The sequence below is a fragment of the Nonomuraea sp. NPDC023979 genome (assembly GCF_040639085.1).
GTDB lineage: Bacteria > Actinomycetota > Actinomycetes > Streptosporangiales > Streptosporangiaceae > Nonomuraea > Nonomuraea ceibae.
Map to the genome: position 1 here is coordinate 93,213 of NZ_JBEZZG010000027.1, position 20,453 is coordinate 113,665.

The 20,453-nt window shown below is 75.5% G+C and carries 15 protein-coding genes; 5 read left to right on the plus strand and 10 right to left on the minus strand.

Annotation, left to right across the window (positions count from 1 at the left end; all coding sequences use genetic code 11):
* Positions 1–7: 7 nt before the first annotated feature.
* Positions 8–7,984 (minus strand): SDR family NAD(P)-dependent oxidoreductase, encoded by a 7,977-nt coding sequence (locus tag AB0G11_RS35360; RefSeq protein WP_357591071.1) that lies wholly within the window; start codon positions 7,982–7,984, stop codon positions 8–10.
* A 242-nt stretch (positions 7,985–8,226) separates the two neighbouring features.
* Here AB0G11_RS35360 and AB0G11_RS35365 point away from each other — a divergent pair, with 242 nt between their 5' ends.
* On the plus strand, positions 8,227–8,838 hold the full coding sequence (locus AB0G11_RS35365) for a DUF6230 family protein (RefSeq protein ID WP_357591073.1): 612 nt from the start codon (positions 8,227–8,229) through the stop codon (positions 8,836–8,838).
* Positions 8,839–8,840: 2 nt separating this feature from the next.
* Complete coding sequence (locus tag AB0G11_RS35370) at positions 8,841–9,665, plus strand: DUF6114 domain-containing protein (RefSeq protein WP_357591075.1); 825 nt, start codon at positions 8,841–8,843, stop codon at positions 9,663–9,665.
* A 12-nt stretch (positions 9,666–9,677) separates the two neighbouring features.
* Here the strand turns inward: AB0G11_RS35370 and AB0G11_RS35375 are convergent, their stop codons facing one another.
* From AB0G11_RS35375 to AB0G11_RS35385, 3 genes are all read right to left on the minus strand, one after another.
* A complete protein-coding gene (locus AB0G11_RS35375; protein ID WP_357591077.1) occupies positions 9,678–10,703 on the minus strand; it encodes an alcohol dehydrogenase catalytic domain-containing protein in 1,026 nt (341 codons plus the stop codon).
* A complete protein-coding gene (locus tag AB0G11_RS35380; RefSeq protein ID WP_357591079.1) occupies positions 10,703–11,551 on the minus strand; it encodes a fumarylacetoacetate hydrolase family protein in 849 nt (282 codons plus the stop codon). Before AB0G11_RS35380 ends, AB0G11_RS35375 begins: the two co-directional genes overlap by 1 nt.
* 95 nt (positions 11,552–11,646) lie before the next feature.
* Entirely contained in the window at positions 11,647–12,513 is an 867-nt protein-coding gene (locus AB0G11_RS35385) for a tryptophan 2,3-dioxygenase family protein (protein WP_357591081.1), read from the minus strand.
* A gap of 147 nt (positions 12,514–12,660) precedes the next feature.
* Between AB0G11_RS35385 and AB0G11_RS35390 the strand changes: the two genes are divergently transcribed.
* Positions 12,661–13,107 carry an Lrp/AsnC family transcriptional regulator gene (locus AB0G11_RS35390; protein WP_357591083.1) on the plus strand — a complete coding sequence of 149 codons (447 nt, stop codon included), beginning with the start codon at positions 12,661–12,663 and terminating at the stop codon, positions 13,105–13,107.
* Between the two features lie 23 nt (positions 13,108–13,130).
* Here the strand turns inward: AB0G11_RS35390 and AB0G11_RS35395 are convergent, their stop codons facing one another.
* From AB0G11_RS35395 to AB0G11_RS35405, 3 genes are all read right to left on the minus strand, one after another.
* Positions 13,131–13,529, minus strand: coding sequence for a hypothetical protein (locus tag AB0G11_RS35395; RefSeq protein ID WP_357591085.1), 399 nt, complete (start codon positions 13,527–13,529; stop codon positions 13,131–13,133).
* The gene (locus AB0G11_RS35400; protein WP_357591087.1) at positions 13,526–13,903 is read right to left on the minus strand and encodes an SgcJ/EcaC family oxidoreductase; all 378 of its coding nucleotides are present in this window, start codon (positions 13,901–13,903) and stop codon (positions 13,526–13,528) included. Before AB0G11_RS35400 ends, AB0G11_RS35395 begins: the two co-directional genes overlap by 4 nt.
* Positions 13,904–14,017: 114 nt before the next feature.
* Positions 14,018–14,629: a PadR family transcriptional regulator gene (locus AB0G11_RS35405; RefSeq protein ID WP_357591088.1), complete on the minus strand. Its 612-nt coding sequence runs from the start codon at positions 14,627–14,629 to the stop codon at positions 14,018–14,020.
* Positions 14,630–14,713: 84 nt separating this feature from the next.
* On the opposite strand from AB0G11_RS35405, the gene AB0G11_RS35410 reads away from it, so the two are divergent.
* Positions 14,714–15,325 (plus strand): NAD(P)H-binding protein, encoded by a 612-nt coding sequence (locus AB0G11_RS35410; RefSeq protein ID WP_357591090.1) that lies wholly within the window; start codon positions 14,714–14,716, stop codon positions 15,323–15,325.
* Here the strand turns inward: AB0G11_RS35410 and ilvA are convergent.
* Both ilvA and AB0G11_RS35420 read right to left on the minus strand, forming a co-directional pair.
* The gene (gene ilvA / locus AB0G11_RS35415) at positions 15,309–16,559 is read right to left on the minus strand and encodes a threonine ammonia-lyase IlvA (RefSeq protein WP_357591092.1); all 1,251 of its coding nucleotides are present in this window, start codon (positions 16,557–16,559) and stop codon (positions 15,309–15,311) included. The two genes, AB0G11_RS35410 and ilvA, sit on opposite strands and share 17 nt — an antisense overlap.
* 90 nt (positions 16,560–16,649) lie before the next feature.
* Positions 16,650–17,669, minus strand: a complete 1,020-nt coding sequence (locus tag AB0G11_RS35420; RefSeq protein WP_357591093.1) for a hypothetical protein — start codon at positions 17,667–17,669, stop codon at positions 16,650–16,652.
* 134 nt (positions 17,670–17,803) lie between these two features.
* Between AB0G11_RS35420 and AB0G11_RS35425 the strand changes: the two genes are divergently transcribed.
* Positions 17,804–19,492, plus strand: coding sequence for a DUF4328 domain-containing protein (locus AB0G11_RS35425; RefSeq protein WP_357591095.1), 1,689 nt, complete (start codon positions 17,804–17,806; stop codon positions 19,490–19,492).
* Here the strand turns inward: AB0G11_RS35425 and AB0G11_RS35430 are convergent.
* Complete coding sequence (locus tag AB0G11_RS35430; RefSeq protein ID WP_357591097.1) at positions 19,449–20,381, minus strand: AraC family transcriptional regulator; 933 nt, start codon at positions 20,379–20,381, stop codon at positions 19,449–19,451. The two genes, AB0G11_RS35425 and AB0G11_RS35430, sit on opposite strands and share 44 nt — an antisense overlap.
* Positions 20,382–20,453 lie beyond the last annotated feature (72 nt).

Sequence of the window (20,453 nt, forward strand, 5' to 3'; positions counted from 1 at the left end):
CTCCTCCTCAGGAAGCCGGGCGCGAGGCCTGCAGCCCCAGGTGGAGGAGCACCGTGCGGGCGATGTCGCTGACGGTCCCGGCCCCGCGGATCAGCTCCATCGGCGGGATGTCCACCGCGAACGCGTGCCGCATCGACAGCAGGAGCTGCGTGGCCATGAGCGAGTCGAGGCCGTACTCGTCCAGCCGCCGGTCCGGGTCGATGTCGGCGGCCGGGACCAGCAGCACCGACGACAGCAGCTCGGTGATCTGCTCGACGACGTACGCGTGCGCCTCCTCGGCGTCCATCAGGGCCAGCTTCCCCAGCAGGTCCTCGACGTCGGGGGCCTGGTCGGCGCCGGGCGGCAGCACCGCCGACAGCCACGGCCGCCGCAGCCCCGGGAGCGCCTGGAGCAGCCTGGCCCAGTCGCAGCGGCCGATCACGGCCACGTCGGAGCCGTCGGCCAGCATGTCGTCCACGGCGGCCAGCGCCACGGCCGGGTCCATGGAGCCGATGCCGAGCCTGGCCAGCGCCTCCGCCTGGGTGCCGTGCGCCAGCACGCCGGTGCCGGCCAGCGCGCCCAGGCACACCGCGAGCGCGGGCAGGCCCCGGGCCCGCCGCCGCCTGGCCAGCGCCTCCAGGAACAGGTTCGCCGACACGTACGGCGACTGCCCGATGTTGCCGATCGTCGTCAGCGACGAGTACAGCACGAACGCCTCCAGCGGCAGCCCCGCCGTGAGCTCGTCCAGCACCAGCGCACCCGCGATCTTCGGCCGCAGGACCTCCCGGAACCGGTCGTCGGACAGGTCCGCGAGCGCGGCGTCGTCGAGCGTCATGGCGGCGTGCACGACGCCGCGCACCGGGTGCCCGGCCTCGTCGAGCTCGCGCAGCAGGCGGGCCACGGCGTCGCGGTCGGCGACGTCGGCCGCGTGCGCCGTGGCCTCCGCACCGAGCCCGCGCAGCTCCGCCAGCAGCGCGTCCGCCTCCGGCGTGGCCGCGCCGCGCCTGCTGACCAGCGCCAGCCGCCGCACCCCCGCCCCCGCCAGGCGCCGCGCGGTCTCCGCGCCGAACCCGCTCAGGCCACCCGTGATCAGGTACGTGCCCGAGCCCCGCCGCACGGCGGGACGGAAGCGCACCAGGCCGGGTTCGTCCCGCGGATCCAGCGAGACCACGACCTTCCCGATGTGCCGGGAATGCCGCATGAGCGCGAACGCGTCCGCCACGCGCTCCGCCGGGAACACCGTGTGCGGCAGCGGACGCATGTCCGTCACCGTCAGGAGCGTCGCCATGTGCTCGGCCATCAGCGCCGGGTCCTTCCACATGAGCGTGCCCACGTCCACGCCGTAGAACGCGATGTTGTCCCCGAACGGCCGCAGCGCCAGATGCCGGCTCTCGTAGATGTCGCGCTTGCCCAGCTCGACGAAGCGCCCGCCGTGCCGCAGGCACTCCAGGCTCCGGCTCACGGCCTCCCCGGCCAGCGAGTTCAGCACGATGTCCACGCCCCGCCCGCGGGTCAGCTCCCGCACCTGCTCGGCGAAGCGCAGGCTTCGCGAGTCCAGCACGTGCGCCGCCCCCAGCGCCCGCAGCAGGTCCCGCTTGGCCTCGCTGCCCGCCGTCGCGATCACGTGCGCCCCGGCCGCCCGCGCGTACTCCAGCGCCGCCAGCCCGACCCCGCCCGCGCCGCCGTGCACCAGCACCGTCTCACCCGCCCGGATCCTCGCGCAGTGATGCAGCGCGTGATGAACGGTCGAGTACGGCATCGGCAGCGTGGCCGCCCCGGCGAAGCCGAGCCCGTCCGCGATGCGGATGGCCGTCCACTCCTCGATCACCGCATGGCTGCCGAACCCCACCGGCCCGGCCGCCGCCACCCGGTCCCCCGGGCGCAACCGCGTCACGCCCGGCCCCACGGCCACGACCGTCCCGGCGCACTCCAGGCCCAGCTCGTGCCCGCCGAACACGGCCTCCACGGCCTCCGACGGCAGCAGGCCCACCGCGAACATGACGTCCCGGTAGTTCAGCCCGATCGCCCCCACCTCGACCAGCGCCTGCCCCGGGCCCGGCTCCGGCCGCGCGGTCCGCTCCCACACGAGCTCGTACGCCAGCCCCGGATCCCGCACCGCCAGCCGGTACGCGTCCCCTGCGGCCGCCCGCACGGCCGGCGGCGCCGACCGCACCAGCCGAGGCGTGAACCGCCCCGCCCGCGCCAGGAGGATCTCGTCGTCGTCGCCCGGCTCCAGCAGCTCCGCCGCCAGCCGCTCCGCGTCCCGGCGCGCGTCGCCGCCCCGGTGCAGGCACACCCGCCGGGCGTCCAGCCGCGGCTGCTCGTTCCCCAGCGACCGCACCGTCCCCCACGTGGCCGCGTCCTCCGCGTGCACCTCGCCGCCCTCCGGCTCAGGCAGCGCCCCGCACGGCCGGACCACCAGCCACAACCGCACCGGCAGGCTCTGCGGCAGCTCCTCACAGGCCACCGCCAGCCCCCGAAGCACCCCCGCCCGCCGTACGACCCGCCCCACAACCTCATGCGGCACGCCGACGCCCAGCGCCCCGCCACCCTCGGCCCGCCCGGCGGCCTCCAGCGGCTCGCCGACCTCCGGGGGTGTGGTGGCTGACCGCGGCTCGGTGGCGTCTGAGGGCGCGGGGGTGTCCGGTTCGGCAGGCTCTCCCAGGATCAGGGCGTACGTGATCCTGTCGGCTGTGGAGGCGTGGGCGGCCCACACGGCGGCGTCGTCGCCGGGAGGGGCCACCACCGCCTGGCCGCCGCGCTCCCGCAGCAGCGCCGCGAGCTCGGCGACCACCGGGTCGCCGGCATCCTCCGCGATGAGGACCCAGGTGCCCTCAGCCCCGCCGTCAGGCAGCGCCGCCCGGTCCGCGGACGCGCCGGCGGGGGAGGTCGCGAGCAGCACCGAGAAGCCGCCCACGTCAGGGTCCTCCTCGGGCCCGGCCCGCACCACATCGGCGTAGCCCGCCTCGGCCAGCAGCTCCGTCCACTGCCGCGCGGACCGCGTCGGCGCGTCCGGCGGCGCGTCCCGGAACTCCGGCGTCAGCTCCGGCAGCGGCAACGGCGGCCCCTCCCGGTGCGGCACCGCCGCGAGCAGCTTCCCGCCGGGCGCGAGCAGCCGCCCCAGCCCGCGCAGCGCCCCGGCCACGTCCCGGGCCGCATGCAGGCACCCGCCCGCCACCACCAGGTCGAACGCGCCTTCCGCATACCCCTGCTCGCCCGGGTCCACGTCCAGGTCGAGCAGCCCGAAGTCGACGACGTCCGCCCCGGACAGCCGCTGCCGCAGCCGGGCCAGCGCCGGTTCCGCCACGTCGGTGACGGTGTAGCGGGTCCGGTCGACCGGCAGGACCGGCAGCAGCGCCGCCGTGGTGCCGCCGGTGCCCGCCCCCACCTCCAGCACGCGCAGCGGCCGATCCACCGGCCACCCCTGGACGACCTGCTCGACCAGCGCCCGCGCGATCCGGTTCGCGAACAGGCTCACCGGCCCGATGTCGTGATACTGCTCCAGCAGGTCGGCGGCCCCGTCCGCGCCGAGCACGTCGGCCGCCTCGACCTTCCCGGCCAGCACCTCCCGCAGCCGCGTCGCGGCCCGCACCGCCAGCGCCGTCTGCGCCGGGAACGCCGCCCCCGCCTCTACCAGCCTCCGCAGGTCCGGCGCACCCCCGACCAGGCGTACGCTCCCGTCGCCGTGCCGCTCCAGCACCCCGTACCGCTCCAGCAGCGGCAACGCCGCCCGCACCAGCTCCCGATGCCGTGGCTCCCGGCACACACCGATCAGCCCCTCCACGTCCAGCCCTCCGCCGCCCGGCCGGCTCGCGCCGGTCGGCCGGCTCCCGGTCGGCGACGCGCTCTCGGCGCCCGGCGCGCTCTCGGCCGCCGGTACGTTCTCGGCGGCCGGTTCGGCTTCGCCGGTGGTCAAGGCCGCCAGCGCCGCGGCGAGGGCGTGGGCGGAGGTCTCCTCCAGGAGGGCCGCGTACGCCGGATAGCGCAGGTCCCGCCAGGCCGAGCGCGCTTCGGCCAGCCGGTCGGCCGCGCCGGCGAGCAGGGCGGCCGGAGAGGGGCCCGGCCAGGCGGCGGCGGGGTCGGTGGGGCGGGGGGCCGCGCGCAGCTCGACGTGGTAGCGCTCGGGCCGGGTCGTGTGGGTGCCCGGCATGCGGCGCAGCCGGACGCCGTCCATCTCGGCCGCCACCCGGCCGTCCGTCCCGGTGATCGTGATGTCCCAGCACACCTCCTCCAGGCTGCTGGAACGTTCCCGTACGTGCAGGAAGCCCTCCGGGTCCGGCCTGCCCCACACGCGGACGGCGCCGATCGCCGCGGGCATGTAGCCGGTGCCGTCCACCAGCAGGTCCACCAGCCACAGCACGCCCGCCTGGAGGGCGCTGTCGAGCAGCACCGGGTGTGCCTCGTAGCGCTCGTCCTGCTGGTCCGGGCAGGTGTACGCGCCCAGCACCTCACCCGGCGCCCGCCACAGCCCCGTGAGCACCCGGAACGTCGGCCCCCACGCCATCCGCCCCTCGGCCGCCCGCGCGTAGTAGGCGGGCACGTCGACGGGCTCGGCGACGCGGGCGCGCAGCTCGGCCAGGTCGAGCGGCGGCGGGGCGGTACGCAGCAGCGGCCGCACCCGCGCCCGGAAGTGCTCGCGCGAATGCTGCCCGCGCCGATTCGTGCTCGACACGGTGATCATGCCCGTCTCTGCGGACAGCGACGTCTGCACGCAGACCGGCTCCCCGCTCGGGGGCGGCACCACCAGGGCGCGGGTGATGCTCGCCCGGTCGATCTCGACCGCGTCGGCCGCCTCCGGGATCGCGTGCCGCCCGGCGGCCAGCGCCATCTCCAGGTAGCCGGTCGCGGGCATCACGGCGGCCCCGGCCGCCCGGTGGTCGTTCACCCACGGCACGCGTACCTGGTCGATCTCCCCGTACCAGGACGGTTCGAGCGTCGGCAGCCGCTGGCCCAGCAGCGGGTGCACGATCGCCGGGTCGCCGATGGAGCGCGCCCAGCTCAGTGGGCCGCCGGTCCAGTGGCGCTGCCGCTGCCACGGGTAGGCGGGCAGCGACCGCACCACGCCGGGGCGCGGGAAGTACCGGTCCCAGTCGATCTCACCCCCGGCCGCCACGACCCCCGCCACCGCCGCCCCGACCGCCGCCGGCCCCCCGGCCACCACAGCCCCGGCTGCCACCCCCACCGGAGCATCCGTGGCGAGGGTTTCCCCCGGGCCGTCCGCCGGAGCGGGGTGCGCGCCGTTCGCGGGGGCGCCCTCCGTCCCGGGATCAGGCGCGTCTTCCGCGCTGCTCGCCGGGGCGTCTTCCGCGCTGTCCGTGGTGGCGTCTTCCGTGCCGCCGTCACCCGGGGCCTCGTTCGCGGGACCCGCCGGGGACTGGTCCGCTCCCACGGAAGGGGTGTCCTCCGCGCCGTTCGCGGGGGGCTGCGGGGTGTCGGGTGCGGGGTCGGTTGCAGGGGGGCGGTGAAGGGTGGGGATGAGGGCGGTGCGGGTGTGGGCGGCGGCGGAGAGGCGGCGCAGGTAGGAGCGGAGCACCGGGTGGGGCCCGACCTCCACCAGCACGTCGTACCCGTCGGCGAGCACCCGGTCCACCGCCTCCGCGAACCGCACGGGCCGCCGTACGTTCTGCCACCAGTACGTGGCGTCGAGCTCCTCGCCGGTCAGCGTCTCGCCCGAGACCGTCGACACCATGGGGATCCGCGCCCGAGACGGCCGCAGCCCCTCCAGCGCCGCGCAGAGCGGTTCGCGTACGGCGTCCATGGCGGCGCTGTGGAACGGATACTCCACGTCCAGCTCGCGGTAGAAGACCTCGCGCGCCGCCAGGTCCTCGCCCAGCAGCTTGAGCGCGCCCTGGGGCCCGGCGACGGTCACGTCCCGGGCGGTGTTGACGGCGGCGACCTCCACGCCGGGGTAGCCGGCGAGGAGCTGCCGGGCCTCGGCCTCGGGCAGCCCGACGGCCGCCATCCGGCCCTGGCCGCGCGTCGCCGACTGCGCCAGCCCGCGGGCGGCGATCACCCGCGCGGCCTGGGCGGCCGACAGCGCGCCGGAGGTGTACGCGGCGGCGACCTCGCCGACGCTGTGCCCCAGCACCGCCCCGGCCCGTACGCCCGCCGCCTCCAGCATCGCCGCCACCCCGGCCTGCACCGCGAACAGCAGCGGCTGGGCCACCTCGGTCGCCGACAGCCGCCACCGGTCCGGCGGCAGCTCCAGCTCGCGCAGCACCGACCAGCCGAGCCGGTCGGCCAGCTCGCCGTCGACGGCCTCGACGGCCTGCCGGAACGCGGGTTCGCCGAGCAGGTCGGCGCCCATCCCGGCCCACTGCGACCCGTTGCCGCAGAACACCAGGGCGACCCGGCCGCGCTCCACGGCCTCGCCGGTGACCGCCTTGGGCGCCGATGCGCCCGTCCGGGCCTCGTCCCCGGTCGCGTACAGCCTGGACAGGCCGCCCGCCGCCTCCGCGGGGGAGGCGGCGAGCACGACGGCGCGGTGCCGGTGCAGGCCGCGGCGGCGCGCGGCGGTGTAGGCGACGTCGTAGAAGCCGTCCGCGCCTACCGTCTCCAGGTGCGCGGCGGCGCGCGCGACGGCCTCCGTCAGCGCGCCGCCGGAGCGCGCGGACACGACGACGGGCACCGGGACGGCCCCCTCCACCCGCCCCGGCACCCCGGACGCCCCCTCCGACGACGACCCCACCGACGGCGGCGCGGCGACGGCCACGTGCACGTTCGCGCCGCCGAACCCGAACGAGTTCACCCCCACCACCGTCCGCCCGCCCGTCTCGGGCAGCGGGCGCGGCTCGGTGACGATGCTCAGCCCGAGCCCGTCGAAGTCGATGGCGGGGTTCGGCACCGAGGCGTGCAGGGACGCCGGGATCGTCCGGTGCCGCAGCACGAGCAGCGCCTTGAACAGCCCCGGCATGCCGGAGGCGGGCTCCAGGTGGCCGAGGTTCGTCTTGACCGAGCCGATCGGCAGCGGGCCGCTCGACCGGGCCGTGCCGAGCGCCCGTCCCAGCGCGCCGCACTCGGCGGGGTCGCCGGCCTGCGTGCCGGTGCCGTGGGCCTCCACGTACGCGACCTCGTCGGGGTCGACGCCGGCCTTCCAGTACACCTGGCGCAGCAGCGCCTCCTGCGCCTCGGTGCTCGGCAGCGCCAGCCCCATCGTGCGGCCGTCGTTGTTGGCGGCGGCGCCGACGATGACGCCGTGCACCCGGTCGCCGTCGGCGAGCGCGTCGTCCAGCAGCTTGAGCACGACCACGCCGCCGCCCTCGGCCCGGACGAACCCGTCGGCGTCGGCCGAGAACGCCCGGCACCGCCCGGTCGGCGACAGCATCGCCGCCTGGCTGAACCCGATGAACCCCATCGGGTTGAGGAGCACGTTCACGCCGCCGGCCAGCGCCGTGCTGGCGGAGCCGTCCGCCAGCGCCCGGCAGGCCCGTTCGACCGCCTGCAGCGCCGACGAGCACGCGGTGTCGATGCTCATGCTGGGCCCGCGCAGGTCGAACGCGTGCGACAGCCGGTTCGCGGCGATCGACAGCGCCATGCCGGACATCGTGTACGGGCCCATCCCGCCGGGTTCGAGCGCCTGCAGCACCCCGTACGACGGGTCGGAGACGCCGACGAACACGCCCGTGTCGCCGCCCGCCAGGCGGGCCGGGTCGATGCCGGCGTCGTCGAACGCCTCGGCCGCCATCTCCAGCAGCAGCCGCTGCTGCGGGTCCATCGAGGCGGCCTCCTTGGGGGAGATCCCGAAGTAGGCGGCGTCGAAGCCGGTGACGTCGTCGAGGAAGCCGCCGGCCCGCGTGTAGCTGTGGTCGAGGCGAGGGATGGACTCGTCGACGTACCGGTCGGCCTCGAAGCGGTCCGGCGGCACGGTGCCGACCAGATCGTCGCCGCGCAGCAGCGCCTGCCACAGTCCGTCGAGGTCGCGGATGCCGCCGGGGAGCCGGCACCCCACGCCCACGATCGCCACCGCCTGGCGCGGCCACGCCTGCCCGTTCCCGCCTGCGCTCATTCCGTCACCCTTCCGCTCGTCCGCGCCCCCATGGCACCACAGCCGTACGTGACCGAATAGCGACTGTTCGTGTTCCTCCCTGGTGACGGTGATGCCTCCCGTTAAGGGATGGTGTGGTGGGCTTTGGAAATCTGGCCAGTGTCGCCGAGAGTAGTCAATTGTGTGCGATGGGTCTCTATACTGTGGCGTGCCGGTTCGCCCGTTCCGGCGACCACACCGCACCTGAGCGGAGGCGGGGCGTGATGTCAGGTGAGCCGGTGCCCGGCCCGGCGGGCGGCACCCGGTGGCGCCGCTTCGCCGCCGTGCTCGTCCCCGCGCTGGCGGCGGCCGCGCTCCTCGTCGGCCTGACCGGCACGGGCGGCGTGGCGGCGTCCTTCGCCCTGTCGGGCGAGCGGTTCAAGGTGTCGGCGGACCGGCTCGTGGGGGAGGGGTTCGCCCAGTACGGCGACGTGGCCGCGACCACCGCCGGGCAGCGGCCGGTCCTCGTCTCGGTGATCGGCAGGGCGCGGATCACCGGCCTGTGCCAGTCCGCGCTCGTCCGCACCCCCGCCGGGCCCGTCACGTTCCTGGTCAGGGCGGGCGACGGTGAGCGGCCCGTGGAGGTCACGAACCTGGTCATCGACCTGCACCAGCTCTCCGGCGACGCCGAGTTCGGCGACATCGAGATCGGCGTCGACGCCGCCACCCTCGGCGCCCCCGCCGGGCGGACCGGCCGCCGGGGCGACATCGGCCAGCGGGCCGACACCGTGCGCATCACCGGCCTGCGGCAGACCGCCTACGCCGTCAACGCGGGCACCTTCCGGCTCAACGGGCTGCGGCTGAGCTTTCTGCCCGGCGACCACGAGTGCTTCTGATCATGGCCCGATTCCGCCGGTGGCGCCGTAGCCGTCCCTTCTGGGGAGGGCTGTGGGTGATCGCCGGTGGGGCCGTCATCCTGCTCGCGCCGCTCGCCCCGCTCCCGCTCCTCGTCCGGCAGGGCGTCGCCGGGATCTCCGGCTACCTGGCCGGGCTGCTCCTCGTCGCCGCCGGGCTGCTGAGCTGGTGGCAGCTCGGGCAGCGGGTGTTCCTCGGGATCACCGCCATCGCGCTGTCGCTGGGGTCCTTCGTCACGTCCAACTTCGGCGGCTTCGGCGTCGGCATGCTCGCCGGGCTCACCGGCGGCGCCCTGCTGTGCGCCTGGACCCCCGCCGCCCGCCGGGAGCGTCCGGCGCGTGACCCGCTGCGGGCCCTCGCCGCCGTCCCCGTGGCCTTCGCCCTCGCCCTCCCGCACCCCGCCACACCCGCTGAGCCCGCCGAGCCCGCTCGGTCCGGCCTCACGGCCGCGCGGCTGACCGTGCACGGCGCGCGGATCGAGGTGGTGCGCCGGCCGGCGGGCGCCCGGCTCAAGCTGTCCATGTCCGCCGTCGAGATCACCGACGGCCTGCACTGGACCGGCGGCCCCGGCAGGGCCGCGCGGCAGCGCTTCGCCCGGCTGAGCCTGTCGGGCGGCGTCGTCCTGTACGTGTCCCGCCTGCGCGCCAAGGTCGGCGGCGTCCCGCTCACGCTCACCCCGGTGCTGCCCCTGCCCGCCCTGCCGCTGCCGTCCATGACGGTCACGGACGTGGAGGCCGACCGGCCCCTCGTCCGCGCCGCCCGCGCCCGGCTCGACGGCCTGACGCAGCGGGCGCTCACCCGCCCCTGACGCAGCGGGCGCTCAGCCGCCCCTGACGCGCCGGGGGTCGATGTGCACCTTCGGCCCGGGCCCGGCCCCGGCCGGACGCCGCCCCGCGAGCACCCCGGCCGTCTCGCCGAGCCCGACGGTGGCGGCCACGAGCGGGCGGGGGTCCACGGAGCCGTCGGCGTAGGCGGCGACGGCCCCCGCGAGCCCGGCGGACCCGCCGAGGACGCCGACGACGGTGACGTCCCTGAGCACCAGGTCGCGCGTGTCGAGCGTGGACGGGCTGCCGGACAGGCCGATGCAGACGACGCGCCGGCCGGGTTCGGCGAGCCGCGCCGCGAGGGCGGGCAGCCCGGCGGCGTTGGAGGCGTCGACGACGGCGTCCCAGGGCGCCGGCGGCAGCGACTCCCGGGTCCAGAGGCGGTCGAAGCCGAGCCGCCGGGCGGGCTCCAGGGAGTCCTCGTCACGCCCCATCAGGTGGACGCCGATGCCCCTGGCCCGCGCGAACAGCGCCACGAGCAGGCCGATCGTCCCCGTGCCCAGCACCAGCAGCCGCTCGCCCGGTTCCAGCGCGGCGGCGCGGACGGCCCGCAGCGCGTTGCCGCCCGGCTCGGCCAGCGCCCCCGCCGCGGGGTCCACGGCGCCGGGCAACGGGTGCAGCGCCGTGACGGGCACCGCGACCTGCTCGGCGAGCGCGCCGGGGCGGCCCCGGCTGATCCCGAGCTCCGCCACGTCCGCGCACACGTGGTGGCGGCCCGCCAGGCAGCGCGCGCACCGGCCGCAGCCGAGCATGGTGTCGCCGGTGACGCGCCGCCCCAGCCAGGCCGGGTCGACGCCGTCGCCGGTCGCGCTCACCCGGCCGCACCACTCGTGGCCGGGACGCAGCGGATACCGGGACCGGCCGGTGCGCAGGTAGCTCATCCGGCCGCTGAACAGCTCGGCGTCCGTGCCGCACACGCCGGCCCGCTCGACGTCCACCACCACCTCGCCGGGCAGGGCGGCGGGCGGCTCGACCTCCTGGACCTCGGCCCGGCCCGGCCCGGTCAGGACGAGCGCCCGCACTACCGGGGTCCGACGACGCGCTGACGCTGGCGGCCCAGGCGGTCGATGCCCAGCTCGACGACGTCCCCGGGCCGCAGCCAGACCTGCGGGTCGCGGCCCATGCCGACGCCGGGCGGGGTGCCGGTGTTGATCAGGTCGCCGGGCTCCAGCACCATGAACTGGCTCAGATGGTGCACGATCACATACGGGTCGAAGATCATCGTCTTGGTGGAGCCGGTCTGCCGCCGTACCCCGTTGACGTCCAGCCACAGGCCGAGGTCGCGCACGTCCGGGATCTCGTCCGAGGTGACCAGCCACGGCCCGGCCGGGTTGAACGTCTCGGCGGACTTGCCCTTGGACCACTGGCCGCCGCGTTCCATCTGGAAGGCGCGCTCGCTCACGTCGTTGACCACGCAGTAGCCGGCGATGGCGTCGCGTGCCTCGTCCGGCGAGTCCAGGTAGGAGGTGCGGCGGCCGATGACGACGCCCAGCTCGACCTCCCAGTCGGTCTTGGCGGACCCGCGCGGGATGCGCACGTCGTCGTGGGGTCCGACGAGGGTGTTGGGCGACTTGGTGAACAGGATCGGCTCGTCCGGCACCGGCAGCCCGGCCTCGGCGGCGTGGTCGGCGTAGTTGAGGCCGATGCACAGGATCTGGTGCGGCCGGGCGATCGGCGCGCCGATCCGCTCCCCGGCGAACGGCCGGCGCTCGCCCGTGGCGACCCGTTCGGGCAGCAGGGCGATGCGGCCGGAGCCGAAGAACCGCTCGTCGAAGTCGGGCGTGACATCGGAGACGTCGACGTAGTGGGCGTCGTCCACGCGGACGACGGGCTTCTCGGCGCCGGGCGCGCCGATGCGCATGAGTTGCACGAGCGGTTCTCCTCACGGACCGGCCGGGCACGGGCGGCCCGCGGCCGTTCCGGACGTTAGACGCTCGGCCCGCCGAACGGAAGATCCCCTCCGGTCTACATGTGGGTGCGAGCCGACCAGAGCTCGGGGAAGACCACGCGGGTCATGCTGCGCTCCAGCCAGGCCAGCCCGTTGGAGCCGCCGCTGCCCGGCTTGGCGCCCATCGACCTGCGCACCGCCGCCACGTGCTGGTAGCGCCAGTCGCCGAACCGCTCGGCGACCTCGGTCAGCGCGTCGCCGAGCGACCTGAGCAGGTTGGCGGGGGACTCGTCGCGGTAGACCGCCACCCAGGCGCGCTCGACGGCCTCGTGCGGCTCGTACTCGGCGGCGTGGTCGCGGCCGAGCACGTCGGCGGGCAGGTCGTGGCCGTGCCGGGCGAGCAGCGCGACGGTGTCGTCCCACAGGCTCGGCTCGGCGAACGCCCGCCGCAGCGCCTGCCCGCCGGGGCTGCGCCTGAACGGCCGCAGCAGCGCCTCGCTCTTCAGCCCGAGCCTGAACTCCACCAGCCGGTACATGCTCGACTGCAGCCCCGACGCCTCGCCGAGCAGGTCGCGGAAGCGGTTGAAGTCCGACGGCGTCATCCAGCTCAGCCCGCGCCAGCTCCCGTTCAGCCCTTCCAGGTGCAGGCCGGTGCGGCGCAGCGCGGCGACGGCGTCCGGCACCCGGTCGGCGCGCAGCGACTCCTGGGCGCCGCGCAGCTCGTGGGCGACGAGCTTGAAGTACAGCTCCATCACCTGCGTGATCACCAGGAACGACATCTCGCCCGGCGCGTCGCTGAGCGGCCGCTGCAGGTCGAGGAGGGCGCCGGTGCCGACGTAGGAGTCGTACGGGGTCTCCTGCTCGAAGTCGAGGGTCGGCAGCCCGCCCCCGGCCCTGGCCCGCTCGGCCCGTTCACCGGCTGAGACCGGACGTACGCGTGGCATTGCGGCACTCCTCTCGCTTTGTCGGTCCTCTCATGATGCCGAGGCGGCACCGGGTGACGGAATGCCGATGAAATGGCCGTTCCCGGCTCCGGCCTTATATTCGGTACGGATATCGGCCGGGTCACCTTGTGAACGAAAGAGCGTGTGATGGACGCCATGGATTGGGAGCTGCTGCGCGAGCTCCAGGAGAACGCGAGGCTCTCCTTCAACGAGCTGTCGCGCCGCGTCCACCTGTCGCCGCCGGCCGTGGCCGAGCGGATCCGGCGGCTGGAGGAGACCGGGGTGATCACCGGCTACCACGCGGCGGTGGACCCGGGCCGGGTCGGCTGGGAGGTGGCCGCGTTCGTGCAGCTCACCTGCTACGGACCGACGTGCGTGCTGCGGGACCCCGAGGTGGCCGCCTGGCCGGAGATCCGGGAGATCCACCGCGTCACCGGCGACGTGTGCAGCATCCTCAAGATCGCGGTCCCGTCGATGGCGGCGTTCGAGGCGCTGATCGACCGGCTGGCCGTCTACGGGAAGCCGTCGAGCACGATGATCTTCTCGAGCCCGCTGGCGAACCGGCCGGTCGTCGCGGCGCCGCCCGCCCGCTGACCGGGGGCGGGCGGCGTACCCGATCAGGCCGGGCGGGTGGAGCAGCCCAGGCGGCGTCCCGTCCGGGCGAGCGCGTCCAGGAAGGCCGTCCGCGTCGCGGCGGCGAAGCCGACGAACATGCGGTTGGCAAGCGGCACGGCCCAGCGGGCCACCCGCGCCACGTTGAAGACGCGGTGCACGAGCAGCGCCCCCTGCGGGTGCGGCTGGACGCTCCACTCGCCCCGGTACCACCAGCCGCCCTGGAAGGCGACGGTGCGGTCCCGGACCTCCACGGTGGTCGTGTGACCGGGCGCGTCCTGGACGGTGAAGCGGCCGGTGCGCCTGCCGTCGGGCAGCAGCTCGTCGGCCACGGCGGCCCACACGGTGGCGACGGGCGCCTCGACGACCCCGGCCACCTCGGCGAGCAGCGTCTTCTTCGTCATGACGCCACCCGGGTGTTCTGGAAGGAGGCGAAGCGCCAGCCCTCGGCGGTGCGCACGGCGGTGTAGCTGACGACCGAGTCGCGCAGGTCGCCGCCCACACTGGTGCCGCCCCGCGCGATCACCAGCACGGCGCCGTCGGCCAGCGGCTTGACCAGGACGTCGCCCGGGGCGGGCATGGTGGAGCCCTTCAGCGGCCCCTCGAACAGCCACCGGTGCGAGGACTCGATCTCCTCCCGGCCCCTGCTGTGGCTGCCGGTGAAGGTGATGTAGTCGGCGTCCTCGGTGAAGAGGGCGGCGTAGGCGGTGGCGTCGCCGGCGTTCCAGGCGCCGGCGAGATGGGTGAGCATGGTGACGATCTCCGCGTCGGCGGACATGGCGCAACTCCTCATGGTCGCGGCGCCTATCCTGGGGATGCGACTCCAGGCAGGGCAGGCGCCTTGTCGGTGGTCCGGCTGCCAGGGTGTTGGCGCACCCTGGCAGCCGTCTGGTCATGGCTGGCCGAGCACCCTGTCGAGCTGGTCGAGCTGGTCGCGCCGGGAGGCGTCGGACCAGCCGAGCTCGCCCGACTCCAGTCGGCCGATGAGCTGCCTGACCCAGGCCAGCTCGGTCTCGGTCAGCGCCCGCTCGTAGTCCAGCTCCAGCGCCAGCACGTCGGGCAGGCCGCTGTCGCGCAGCGCCTTCAGGTGGCCGTTGAGCGCGGTGACGCTCCCTTCGAGCGCCGCCGCCCGGGTGCGCAGCGACTGCAGCGCCTCGGGCACCGGCAGGACGCCGATGAGCGAGACGGCCGCGGTGAAGACGCGGCGCTCGCCGCCCGGGTTCTCCAGCAGCGCCCGGAGCCGGGTCGCCAGCTCCTGGCGGCCCTCGCCGGTGATCTCGTAGATGGTGCGCTCGGGCCGGCGGCCCTCGCGGCTGGTCTCCACGGGAACGATCAGCTCCTCGCCGGCCAGCTTGTCGACCGCGTGGTAGAGGCTGCGCGGCAGCCCCGTCACGTAGTCCTTGTGCGTGTCGAGGATGAACCGGTGCAGCTCGTACGGGTGGGCGGGACGTACCGACAGCATGGCCAGCACGGTCAGGCCGACCAGGTCGGGACGTCGTGCCATGACTCTCCTTTTCTTAGTGCAGTTTGCACTATAGCTCAGGAGTATCGCTATAGTGCAAACTGCCATATAGAAGGAGGCATCATCATGAAGATCATGGTCATCGGCGCGACCGGCCGGACCGGCAAGCACGTGCTGGCCCAGGGCGTCCGGCGCGGACACGAGATCACCGCCTTCGCCCGCCGCCCCGAACTCCTCACCGGCACCGCCGAGCTGGCCGGCGTGCACCAGGGCGACGCGCACGACCTCGACGCCGTGCGCCGGGCCGTACAGGGACAGGACGCCGTCATCGCCGCGGTCGGCGGCAGCCGGATCGCCGCCACCCTCATCACCGCCATGCGCGAGCACGGCGTCCGGCGGGTGGTGATGACGAGCAGCCGCTCCGTCCCCGCCACCAGGCCCCGCCTCGCGGTCACGCTCGCCTGGCTGATCTTCCGCGAGGCGTACGCCGACCTCGCCCGCGCCGAGGGCATGCTGCAGGTCAGCGGCCTCGACTGGAGCATCGCCCGCGCCACCATGCTCAACGACAAGCCGCCCGCCGGGCGCGTGCACGTCGACTTCGAGGCCAACGCCACGGGCGGCGCGGCGCAGCTCTCCCGCGCCGACTACGCGATGGCGCTGCTCGACACCGCCGAGGATCCCGCCCTGATCGGCAGGGCCCTCGGCATCTGCGGCCCCCGCCTCACAGGAGGAAGGTGAACAGCGGCGAGCCCGGCGGGATGCGCTCGACCGTGAGCGGACCGGCCTTCATCCGGGCCAGCAGGCTGTCCAGGTCACCCGCCCGCTCCAGCTCGATGCCGACGAGCGCCGGACCGGTCTCGCGGTTGTTCTTCTTGACGTACTCGAAGGCGATGATGTCCTCGCCCTCGCCCAGGACCTCGTCCAGGAAGTGGCGCAGGGCCCCGGGCCGCTGCGGGAACGTCACCAGGAAGTAGTGGCGCAGCCCGATGTGGACGAGCGAGCGCTCCAGCACCTCGTTGTAGCGGCTGACGTCGTTGTTGCCGCCCGACACCACGCACACGACGGGGCCTTCGGGCGCGTACGGCAGCACCTCGCGCGCCGCCGCGCCCGCGAGCGCCCCGGCGGGCTCGGCGATGATGCCGTCGGCCTGGTAGAGGTCCAGCATCTCCGTGCACACCGCGCCCTCGTCGACCGCGACGACCTCGTCCACCAGCTCTTTCACCAGCGGGAACGTGGCCTCGCCGACCCTGCCGACGGCGGCGCCGTCCACGAACGTGTCGAGCTCCGGCAGCGCGATCGGGCCGCCGTGCCGCAGCGCGGCCCGCATGCTGGCCGCGCCCGCGGGCTCGGCGCCGACGATGCGGGTGGCGGGCGCGTGCTCGCGCAGCCAGACGGCGATGCCGCTGATCAGGCCGCCGCCGCCGACCGGGACCACCACGGTGCCCGGCGGCTCGCCGCACTGCTCCAGGATCTCCAGGCCGACCGTGCCCTGCCCCGCCATCGTCCGCACGTCGTCGAACGGGTGCACGTAGACGGCCCCGCCACGGCCGCTGTCGGCGTGCGCGGCGTCGCTCGCCTCGTCGTACGTGCCGCCGCCCACCACGACCTCCACCCGGTCGCCGCCGAGCGCCGCGATGCGCTCGCGCTTCTGCCTCGGCGTGGTCGACGGGACGTACACGCGGCCGTGGATGCCCAGCCGCGCGCAGGCGAACGCGACGCCCTGCCCGTGGTTGCCCGCGCTCGCGCAGACGACGCCGCGCCGCCGCTCCTCCTCCGTGAGCGAGGCGATCAGGTTGAACGCGCCGCGCACCTTGTAGGAGCGGCAGACCTGCGCGTCCTCGCGCTTGAGCAGCACCCGGCCGCCCACCAGGCCGGACAGCCGCTCGTTGGGCTCCAGCGCCGTGCGGCTGGTCACGGGGCGCAACCGCTCGGCCGCCCGGCTGATCATCGAGGCGGTGAGACGGTCGCTCATGCACACTCCAGGGACGACGGCGGACCCAGGTACGTTAGCACCCGCTACGGCCACGACCAGCACGTTCCGGCGCGACGGCAGCGCCGCAGGCTACCCGAACGGGGGCTCGAAGGGGGCGTCCTTCACCCGGTCGTGGATCCGGCGCAGCCATGGCTCCCGGGTCGCCCCCAGCCGCTCCAGCGTCCCGGCGAACACCCTCCCGTCCGGCCGGAAGGGCAGGCGCGGGAGCGGCGGGGGCGGGTCGTCACGCCGGACGCCGTCGGGCAGCCGGGGCGAGGCGAACAGGAGCCGCCGGTCGTCGGCGAACGCCAGACGCGCCCACACCCCGGCCGCCAGCGGCACCGCCGCCGCCGTCGCGCCCGGCCACACCGCGCCGGTCTGCGGATGCCGTGGCACCAGGGCCAGGTCCGCGACCGGCTCGGGCACGCCGGGCCCGGCCAGGGCGAGACGCCGTTCCGGCAGGCCCCGGGGGAGCAGGCCGTCGATCGCCGGCCGGAACGCCCGGGCGACCGGCCCGTCGGGCACGGTCACCCGCCGCCCTTCCGCGGCCACCATGAGGTGGGCCAGCGCCGCCGCGATCGCCGCCTCCCACGCCGGGCTCCAGCACCCGGCCGGCTCGACGGGCGGCGTGCCCGGCAGCTCCGTCCAGTCCATCACCCGCTGGACGGGCCCCGCGACGGCGACCGGACGCACGGCGTCCGGCTCCAGCCACACCACCTGCCAGTGGCCGCAGTCGTCGACCCGGGTCGCCACCGCGCCGCCGCAGCCCGCGCACGCCAGGTTCGGGCCGTACCGGCCGTCCCAGCCGCAGCAGCAGCCGCCCAGCCGGTCGGTCAGCACGACCGTGCCGCGGACGTCGCCCGGCGCGAGCCCGATCCTGCCCGGTGGGCCGTCGAGGTGGAGGGTCAGCAGCCGGACGCCGCCTTCCTCCTCGGGCGTCTCCGGCCGCCACGGCCGCCCGTTCCCGGGGTCGACCGTGTACGTGCCCGGCTCCAGGAGGGCGGGCACCAGGTCGTGGCCGTACTTCTGCCCGGCGTGGTCGGGAAGCTCCACCCGCGACACCTTCGCGGTCAGCACGGCACCGCACCCGGCGCAGGCGAAAGCGAGCAAGCGGCCTCCTTCACGGCGACGTGATCATCTTGCCGCACATCCCTCTTGCGCCGATCCGGTTTCGCCTGCCCGGAGTCCGGCGTTTTGGCATCATGACACCGACCCGGAGACGATCTCTACGCGGAAGCGGTGTCATGCCTCATCCCCTGCGCGACGGCGACCCGACCCAGATCGGCCCCTACCGGCTGCGCGCGCGGCTCGGCGGGGGCGGGATGGGCCAGGTGTTCCTGGGCCGCTCTCCCGGCGGGCGGCTGGTGGCGGTCAAGGCGGTGCGCCCGGAGCTGGCCGACAACGCGCACTTCCGGCGCCGTTTCGCCGCCGAGGTGGAGGCCGCCCGCAAGGTCGGCGGCTTCTACACCGCCCAGGTCGTCGACGCCGGCGCCGACGCCGACCCGCCGTGGCTGGCCACCGCCTACATCCCCGGCCCCTCCCTGCACCAGGCGGTCGACGAGCACGGGCCGCTCCCGCTGGAGTCGGTCGCGGTGCTGGGGGCCGGGCTGGCCGAAGGGCTCGCCGCCGTGCACGCCTGCGAGGTCGTGCACCGTGACCTCAAACCGGCCAACGTCATCCTCGCCGAGGACGGGCCCCGCCTGATCGACTTCGGGATCGCCCGCGCGCTGGACGCCACCAGCCAGACCCAGACGGCCGCCGTGCTGGGCACCGCCGCGTTCATGTCGCCCGAGCAGGCCACGGCCCAGCCGGTCGGGCCGGCCTCGGACGTGTTCTCGCTGGGCTGCGTGCTGGCCTACGCCGCCACCGGCCGGGGCCCGTTCGGCGACGGCCCCGTCCACGCGATCGTCTACCGGGTGGTGCACGCCGACCCCGACCTGACCGGGGTGCCCGCCCCGCTGGCCGGGCTGGTCGCGGCCTGCCTGGCCAAGGACCCCGCCGCCCGGCCGGGCCTGGAGCAGGTGCTGGACCGGCTGTCCGGCCTCGCCTCCGCGGGCGACGGCCCCGGCCCGGTGCGCTGGCTGCCCGAGACGCTCACCCAGGTCATCGCCGATCGCCGGACCCTGGCGCTGACCGCGCTCGAACAGCCGGCGCCCCCGCCGCCGCCCGGCCCGGTGGCCGGGCCGCCGTTGCTCGTCAACGAGCGGCGGCACCTGCGCGGCGGCCGCCCGCTGTATCCGGCCACCGGGTACGAGATCGCCGTGTACGTCCTGCTGGCCCTGTTCGCGCTGGTATCGGGGGCCGCGGCGATCCACCAGCTCACGGTCGGCGAGCACGCCGAGCAGATCGGCCTGCTGGAGGCGTACGAGGAGATCCGCGACCCCGTCGAGGAGGTCGCCATCCCGCTGATGGTCGTCCAGGCCGTCCTCGGCCCGCTGCTCGTGGTGTGCTGGCTGCTCTGGTTCGCGCGGGTGCGGGCGGTCGCCGAACGGCTGGCGCCCGGCAGGCTGCGCTACCGCCCGGCCATGGCCGTGTACGGCTGGTTCGTCCCGCTGGCCTGCCTGGTGCTGCCCAAGCAGATCGCCGACGACGTCTGGCACGCCTCCAGCCCGCCCCGGCACGACCGGGCGATGGCCCCCGCCGGGCTCCTGCACGCCTGGTGGGCCGTGTGGCTGGCCACCTTCCTGACCTGGCCCGTCTTCTGGCTGCCGTGGACGGAGTTCTTCCGCCAGGGGGACGTGGAGTACGAGCTGGACGACGAGTCGTACCACCTGTACGACCTGGAGCCGATCGGCTGGGCCATCCTCGTCACGCACCTGCTGGCGGTGCCGGCGGCGGTCGTCACCGCGCTGTACGTGCGGCGGCTGAGCGCCATGCAGGCGGCCAGGCTCAGCGGGTCAGCGCACTCGGGGGCACGCCGCGTACCCGCTTGAAGGCGGTGCTGAACGCGAACCCGTCGGCGTAGCCGACCCGCCTGGCCACGGCGGTCACGGTGGCGCCGGGCACGCGCAGCAGGTCGGCGGCGGCCGTCATGCGCCACTCCCGCAGGTAGACCAGCGGCGGCTGCCCGACCAGCTCGGCGAAGCGCCGGGCGAACACCGCCCGCGACATCCCCACCTCCGCGCCCAGGGCCGCCACCGTCCACGGGCGGGCGGGCTGCTCGTGCATCAGCCGCAGCGCCCGCCCGATCCGGGGGTCGGCCAGGGCCCGGTAGCCGGGCGGGGCGTCGACGCCGGGCTGGGCGAACCACGCCCGCAGCGCCCGCACCAGCAGCAGGTCGAGCAGCCGGTCCAGGATGACCTGCTGGCCGGGCTCCTGGCCGCCGATCTCGGCGGCCAGCAGGTCGAGCAGCGGCGCGAACTGCGGCTCCGCCGGGATGACGGCCACCTCGGGCAGCGCCTTGAGCAGGCGCTCGGACACGTCGCCGCGCAGCGGGTACTCGGCGGTGACGAACAGGTCGGACCCGTCGGCGCTGAGCCCGTACGTGCGCGGCCCGAGCAGCAGCTCGGCCCCGGCCGCCTGCGGGCCGCCGGCCGTGGTCCAGCACCGGTCGGCGCCGTCGATCACCACCTGGGGCTCGGTGTCCGGCCGGTCGGCCACGGTGAACGGCCGCAGGCCGCGCACCAGCACCACGCCGCGCTCGCGGACCCGGACGGGCGGCAGGCCGGCGCGCACGATCCAGGACTCGCCGCGCAGCATCGCGCCCAGCGCCAGCGGCGCCGGATCGGTGAACCGCACCGCCCACGGCGGCTCGGCGATCGACTGGCAGAAGACCGCGCCCTGCGCCCGGACGCCCGCGAGATAGTCCTCCAGCAGATCCATACTGAGACGATCTCACATATGACGGAGACAGATGGCCATGGATCGTCTCCCCGAGCTTCTGATGTGCTGGCC

Excerpts from the sequence above, each read along its gene's own strand:
- AB0G11_RS35360 (WP_357591071.1), bottom strand. The coding sequence starts at position 7,984 with ATGAGCGCAGGCGGGAACGGGCAGGCGTGGCCGCGCCAGGCGGTGGCG.
- AB0G11_RS35365 (WP_357591073.1), top strand. The coding sequence starts at position 8,227 with ATGTCAGGTGAGCCGGTGCCCGGCCCGGCGGGCGGCACCCGGTGGCGC.
- AB0G11_RS35370 (WP_357591075.1), top strand. The coding sequence starts at position 8,841 with ATGGCCCGATTCCGCCGGTGGCGCCGTAGCCGTCCCTTCTGGGGAGGG.
- AB0G11_RS35385 (WP_357591081.1), bottom strand. The coding sequence starts at position 12,513 with ATGCCACGCGTACGTCCGGTCTCAGCCGGTGAACGGGCCGAGCGGGCC.
- AB0G11_RS35390 (WP_357591083.1), top strand. The coding sequence starts at position 12,661 with ATGGACGCCATGGATTGGGAGCTGCTGCGCGAGCTCCAGGAGAACGCG.
- AB0G11_RS35395 (WP_357591085.1), bottom strand. The coding sequence starts at position 13,529 with ATGACGAAGAAGACGCTGCTCGCCGAGGTGGCCGGGGTCGTCGAGGCG.
- AB0G11_RS35400 (WP_357591087.1), bottom strand. The coding sequence starts at position 13,903 with ATGTCCGCCGACGCGGAGATCGTCACCATGCTCACCCATCTCGCCGGC.
- AB0G11_RS35405 (WP_357591088.1), bottom strand. The coding sequence starts at position 14,629 with ATGGCACGACGTCCCGACCTGGTCGGCCTGACCGTGCTGGCCATGCTG.
- AB0G11_RS35410 (WP_357591090.1), top strand. The coding sequence starts at position 14,714 with ATGAAGATCATGGTCATCGGCGCGACCGGCCGGACCGGCAAGCACGTG.
- ilvA (WP_357591092.1), bottom strand. The coding sequence starts at position 16,559 with ATGAGCGACCGTCTCACCGCCTCGATGATCAGCCGGGCGGCCGAGCGG.
- AB0G11_RS35425 (WP_357591095.1), top strand. The coding sequence starts at position 17,804 with ATGCCTCATCCCCTGCGCGACGGCGACCCGACCCAGATCGGCCCCTAC.
- AB0G11_RS35430 (WP_357591097.1), bottom strand. The coding sequence starts at position 20,381 with ATGGATCTGCTGGAGGACTATCTCGCGGGCGTCCGGGCGCAGGGCGCG.